This is a genomic window from Hymenobacter rubripertinctus (assembly GCF_003583925.1).
Classification (GTDB): domain Bacteria; phylum Bacteroidota; class Bacteroidia; order Cytophagales; family Hymenobacteraceae; genus Hymenobacter; species Hymenobacter rubripertinctus.
The window spans coordinates 1-5,999 of record NZ_QYCN01000074.1 but is presented as its reverse complement, the minus strand read 5'-3'; the positions used below and the strand labels follow the sequence as shown (position 1 = coordinate 5,999).

Below are 5,999 nucleotides of genomic sequence, written 5' to 3'. Positions count from 1 at the left end.
GGGTTCTATAAACGCAAGAAGCCCCGCGCATCCATCCCGGGTGAAGGGGACTGGACGCCGCGGGGCGACTTGTAGATAAGGTTGGCGGCGACCGACTCTCCCACCGGTGAAGGCAGTACCATAGGCGCTCCGGGGCTTAACGACTCTGTTCGGAATGGGAAGAGGTGAACACCCGGGCTAAAGCCACCATTATCTGTTCAGCACACACGGCGCGTGTTCGCACACCGTGGACTGTGAAATTCGACATAGAGGCAGCGTTCAAGAAAAAGAAGCGGTGAGCACGCGCCCGAAAGCGCTTGGTCTGTACCAGAAGTGTTCGAGCCCTTAGTACCCCTCGGCTGTGCCATTTCGGACTCTACACCTAGGGCCTATCAACGTGGTCGTCTCCCACGGCTCTTATTAACGGATATCTCATCTTCAGGTGAGTTTCGCACTTAGATGCTTTCAGCGCTTATCTCATCCCAGCGTCGCTACCCGGCACTGCAACTGGCGTCACAACCGGTACACGAGCGGCTGGTCCAACTCGGTCCTCTCGTACTAAAGTCAGGTCCTGTCAAATATCCTACGCCCACCACAGATAGGGACCGAACTGTCTCACGACGTTCTGAACCCAGCTCGCGTGCCACTTTAATCGGCGAACAGCCGAACCCTTGGGACCTTCTCCAGCCCCAGGACGTGACGAGCCGACATCGAGGTGCCAAACCTCCCCGTCGATATGAGCTCTTGGGGGAGATCAGCCTGTTATCCCCGGCGTACCTTTTATCCTTTGAGCGATGGCCCTTCCATACGGAACCACCGGATCACTATATCCGTCTTTCGACCCTGCTCGGCTTGTAGGCCTCACAGTCAAGCCCGCTTCTGCTATTGCGCTCTACGTACGGTTACCAAGCGTACTGAGCGGACCTTTGAAAGCCTCCGATACTCTTTTGGAGGCGACCACCCCAGTCAAACTACCCAGCAGACACTGTCTCCGTTGCCAGATTAGGCGCCAAACAACACAAGGGTGGTATTTCAACGTTGACTCCCCCAGACCTAGCGGCCCGGGCTCACAGTCTCCCACCTATGCTACACATGTGTTGTCCAGCGTCAATGTCAACCTATAGTAAAGGTGCACGGGGTCTTTCCGTCCCGTGGCGGGTACTCGGCATCTTCACCGAGACTACAATTTCACCGAGCTCACGGCTGAGACAGCGCCCAGATCGTTACACCATTCGTGCAGGTCGGAACTTACCCGACAAGGAATTTCGCTACCTTAGGACCGTTATAGTTACGGCCGCCGTTTACCGGGGCTTCGATTCAAACCTTCGCTTGCGCTAAGTTCCCCTCTTAACCTTCCGGCACCGGGCAGGTGTCAGGCCTTATACTTCCGCTTACGCGTTCGCAAAGCCATGTGTTTTTGTTAAACAGTCGCCTGGGCCTTTTCACTGCGGCTTCTTGCATTGCTGCAAGGAAGCGTCCCTTCTCCCGAAGTTACAGGACCATTTTGCCGAGTTCCTTGGCCGTGATTCACTCGAGCGCCTCAGGATACTCTCCTTGACTACCTGTGTCGGTTTGCGGTACGGGTTAGTAAGCAGTAAACGCTTAGCAGGTTTTCTTGGCAGTCTGATTAGGTACACTATCCCATTGGCCGAGGCCGCTAGGTACTATCAGGTTTCAGCAAACAGGGCGTACTTAACTACCCCGCCTATACCTACACCCTTTAACGAGCACTTCCGTCCGCTCGCGGTACTTTCACTTCTGCGTCACTGCATCACTCTACTTACTAAGTGCTGGAATATCAACCAGCTGTCCATCGACGTAGCCTCTCGGCGTAGCCTTAGGTCCCGACTAACCCTGCTCCGATTAGCGTTGAGCAGGAAACCTTAGTCTATCGGCGAGGGGGTTTCTCACCCCCTTTATCGTTACTCATGCCTACATTTGCTTTTCTAGCCGCTCCAGCATACCTGACGATACACCTTCTCCGCTGACTAGAATGCTCCCCTACCACTTGACCACTAAAGGTCAAATCCATTGCTTCGGTACCGGACTTGATGCCCGTGTATTATCGATGCCCTCTCGCTCGACCAGTGAGCTGTTACGCACTCTTTAAAGGAATGGCTGCTTCCAAGCCAACCTCCTGGCTGTCAAAGCAAGTGGACCTCCTTTGTTCAACTTAGTCCGAATTTAGGGACCTTAGCAGATGGTCTGGGTTCTTTCCCTCTCGGCCTGGGACCTTAGCACCCCAAGCCTCACTGCCGGCTATATTACGTGGCATTCGGAGTTCGTCAGGATTCGGTAGGCTGTGACACCCCCTAGTCCTATCGGTAGCTCTACCTCCACGTAACTCAACGCCGACGCTGTACCTAAATACATTTCGGGGAGTACGAGCTATTTCTCAGTTTGATTGGCCTTTCACCCCTACCCTCAGGTCATCCAAATCCTTTTCAACGGAAACTGGTTCGGTCCTCCAGTTGGTGTTACCCAACCTTCAACCTGCCCAAGGGTAGATCACAAAGTTTCGCGTCTACCCCCTCTGACTCTGCGCCCTATTCAGACTCGCTTTCGCTGCGGCTCCRYGCTTYCAAGCRYTTAACCTTGCCAGAGAGGAGTAACTCGTAGGCTCATTATGCAAAAGGCACGCTATCAGACCACTAAAGTCCTCTAACTGCTTGTAAGCACACGGTTTCAGGTTCTTTTCACTCCGGTATTCCCGGTTCTTTTCACCTTTCCCTCACGGTACTAGTTCACTATCGGTCTCTCAGGAGTATGTAGCCTTAGCGGATGGTGCCGCTGGATTCAGAGGGGATTTCTCCGGTCCCCCCCTACTCAGGAATCCTCTACCGTACATTACCAGCTCGCCTACGGGATTCTCACCCTCTATGATCGACCTTCCCATGTCGTTCGGCTAAAGTAAYRTAATCAGATGTTGAGGTCCTACAACCCCGGACTGGCCGTAACCAACCCGGTTTGGGCTCCTCCCCGTTCGCTCGCCACTACTTGGGGAATCATTGTTATTTTCTTTTCCTCCGGGTACTTAGATGTTTCAGTTCCCCGGGTTTGCCCCTACTCTTCTAAAAAGAGTAAGCCCTAGTTCTTCAAACTAGTGGGTTGCCCCATTCGGAAATGCCAGGATCAATTCGTATGTGCCGATCCCCCGGCCTTATCGCAGCTTATCACGTCCTTCATCGCCTCTGAGAGCCTAGGCATCCCCCGTGTGCCCTTTTCTACTTCTCGGTAGAGGCCCTTCCGTAGAAGGGCCGGCTCGGGTGACTAACCATCGGTTAATCACTCTTTTTGCTTTCTTTTTCTTAAACTCTGTTTTCCTCTATGTCAAAGAACGTGTATCACCCCAATTGGGCAATAGTGCGAAATTGAATAGTTGCCTATTCCATCTCTTTACTATCCTGTCACCAATAGATTACCCGGTTGGTATTCTATTATATGGTGGAGAATAACGGAGTCGAACCGTTGACCCCCTGCGTGCAAGGCAGGTGCTCTAGCCAGCTGAGCTAATCCCCCAGTTAATCCGCGCTTAGCCATTCGCTAAACGAAGTGGGCCTGCCTGGACTCGAACCAGGGACCTCTACATTATCAGTGTAGCGCTCTAACCACCTGAGCTACAAGCCCGGGCCGACTCGCGGAGTCGAATCCGTGAAAATATTGAATAAAAGGAAAAGACAATTCGATTGGGTACGGTGAGTTGGACAGCGTATCAGGGGCGAAACCCCAGCCCATCGGTAATAATCGAGTCGAACAAGCTCCAGAAAGGAGGTGATCCAGCCGCACCTTCCGGTACGGCTACCTTGTTACGACTTAGCCCTAGTTACTTGTTCTACCCTAACTGGCTTCGTTGCGGAGCACCAGCTTCAGGTCTACCAAACTTCCATGGCTTGACGGGCGGTGTGTACAAGGCCCGGGAACGTATTCACCGCGTCATTGCTGATACGCGATTACTAGTGATTCCAGCTTCACGGAGTCGAGTTGCAGACTCCGATCCGAACTGAGAACGGTTTTTTGAGATTGGCATCTGGTCACCCAGTAGCAACCCGCTGTACCGCCCATTGTAGCACGTGTGTAGCCCTAGGCGTAAGGGCCATGATGACCTGACGTCGTCCCCGCCTTCCTCACTGCTTGCGCAGGCAGTCTGTCTAGAGTCCCCACCATTACGTGCTGGCAACTAAACATAGGGGTTGCGCTCGTTGCGGGACTTAACCCAACACCTCACGGCACGAGCTGACGACGGCCATGCAGCACCTTGCTTTGTGTCCCGAAGGAAAAGTCCATCTCTGAACCGGTCACGCGCATTCTAGCCTAGGTAAGGTTCCTCGCGTATCATCGAATTAAACCACATGCTCCACCACTTGTGCGGGCCCCCGTCAATTCCTTTGAGTTTCACTCTTGCGAGCGTACTCCCCAGGTGGGATACTTACCGCTTTCGCTAAGCCAGTGACTGTCTATCGCCACCAGCGAGTATCCATCGTTTACGGCGTGGACTACCAGGGTATCTAATCCTGTTCGCTCCCCACGCTTTCGTGCCTCAGCGTCAGTACCAGCCTAGTCAGCTGCCTACGCAATCGGGGTTCTGGAAGGTATCTATGCATTTCACCGCTACACCTTCCATTCCGCCAACCTCGTCTGGACTCAAGCCCGTCAGTATCCAGGGCAGTTCCACAGTTGAGCTGTGGGCTTTCACCCCGGACTTAACGGGCCGCCTACGCACCCTTTAAACCCAATAAATCCGGACAACGCTTGCACCCTCCGTATTACCGCGGCTGCTGGCACGGAGTTAGCCGGTGCTTATTCCTCAGGTACCGTCAGTGTACCACGCATGGTCTTTTTCTTCCCTGAGAAAAGCAGTTTACAACCCAGAAGGCCTTCATCCTGCACGCGGCATGGCTGGGTCAGGCTCTCGCCCATTGCCCAATATTCCCTACTGCTGCCTCCCGTAGGAGTCTGGCCCGTATCTCAGTGCCAGTGTGGGGGATCACCCTCTCAGGTCCCCTAAGCATCGTCGCCTTGGTGGGCCGTTACCCCGCCAACTAGCTAATGCTACGCAACCCCATCCTTGACCAATAAATCTTTAACTACGAAACGATGCCGTTCTATAGTCTTATGCGGTATTAATCCGCCTTTCGGCGGGCTATCCCCCAGTCAAGGGCAGGTTGGTTACGCGTTACGCACCCGTGCGCCACTATTCTATTGCTAGAACCGTTCGACTTGCATGTATTAGGCCTGCCGCTAGCGTTCATCCTGAGCCAGGATCAAACTCTCCATTGTATAAATTACTACACTCTGCCGAAGCAGAGCTGATGTCAAGTGCTGATCCGACCCGATTCTCATTTGACGAGCTGTAGTGGGCTCCTCCCATGATTCGCTTTCTTGTCTTCCTTACCGTACTCATGTAACTTCCGCTACCTGCTTTACCTCCCCGCTTTCCGAAGAAAGCAGCAGGCGAAGCAGCTGCTTCGTTACTCGTTTTGTCTTTTCCAGTCATTCAAAGAACGTGTGCCGATGCCCCGTTGGGCGCCTGCCGTGGACTACTCTAAAAGMGTAGTCAGRAATTRTTTTCAGCCCCTTCCGATCGAAGCGGGATGCAAAGGTAAGCAGCTTTTCGCTACTTGCAAGGAAAAGAAGAAAACTTTTTTTTGAAGTGTTTCTCGTTTCGCTGGCGTTTCCCCTTCCGGTTGAAGCGGGATGCAAAGGTAAGCAGCTTTTCGCTTTTTCCAAGAACCGAAGCAGAAAGTTTTACTTTTCTTTTCGGCCTTCCCAAKGCTTCCTGATYCGTTTTCCCTCCTTATAGAGAAGGCATCAAACAAAGCCGGCGGTTGTACTTTTCAACGTTGCCTTCCCAAAGGACGGCGGCGTGAAAAGCGCTTCCGGTTGAAGCGGGGTGCAAAGGTAGCAAACCCGGTGGGAAGTTTGCAAGCCCGCAGCAAAACTATTTTTTCAAGCCCGGGCTGCCTGAGCGGCCGGTCCCTTCCGCGTTTCGGATTGGGAGTGCAAAAGTGCGCCCTTTCTGC

Annotated in this window: 2 tRNA genes and 3 rRNA genes; all 5 read right to left on the bottom strand. The window is 53.2% G+C overall.

What is annotated here, in order from left to right:
- Nucleotides 1–79 precede the first annotated feature (79 nt).
- A 5S ribosomal RNA gene (gene rrf / locus D0T11_RS21335) occupies nucleotides 80–191 on the bottom strand.
- A gap of 113 nt (nucleotides 192–304) precedes the next feature.
- A 23S ribosomal RNA gene (locus D0T11_RS21330) occupies nucleotides 305–3,213 on the bottom strand.
- Between the two features lie 208 nt (nucleotides 3,214–3,421).
- Nucleotides 3,422–3,498: transfer RNA gene (locus tag D0T11_RS21325), tRNA-Ala, on the bottom strand.
- A gap of 34 nt (nucleotides 3,499–3,532) precedes the next feature.
- Nucleotides 3,533–3,606: transfer RNA gene (locus D0T11_RS21320), tRNA-Ile, on the bottom strand.
- 137 nt (nucleotides 3,607–3,743) lie between these two features.
- A 16S ribosomal RNA gene (locus D0T11_RS21315) occupies nucleotides 3,744–5,256 on the bottom strand.
- The 16S, 23S and 5S rRNA genes sit together here with 2 tRNA genes alongside, the layout of an rRNA operon.
- Nucleotides 5,257–5,999: the final 743 nt, after the last annotated feature.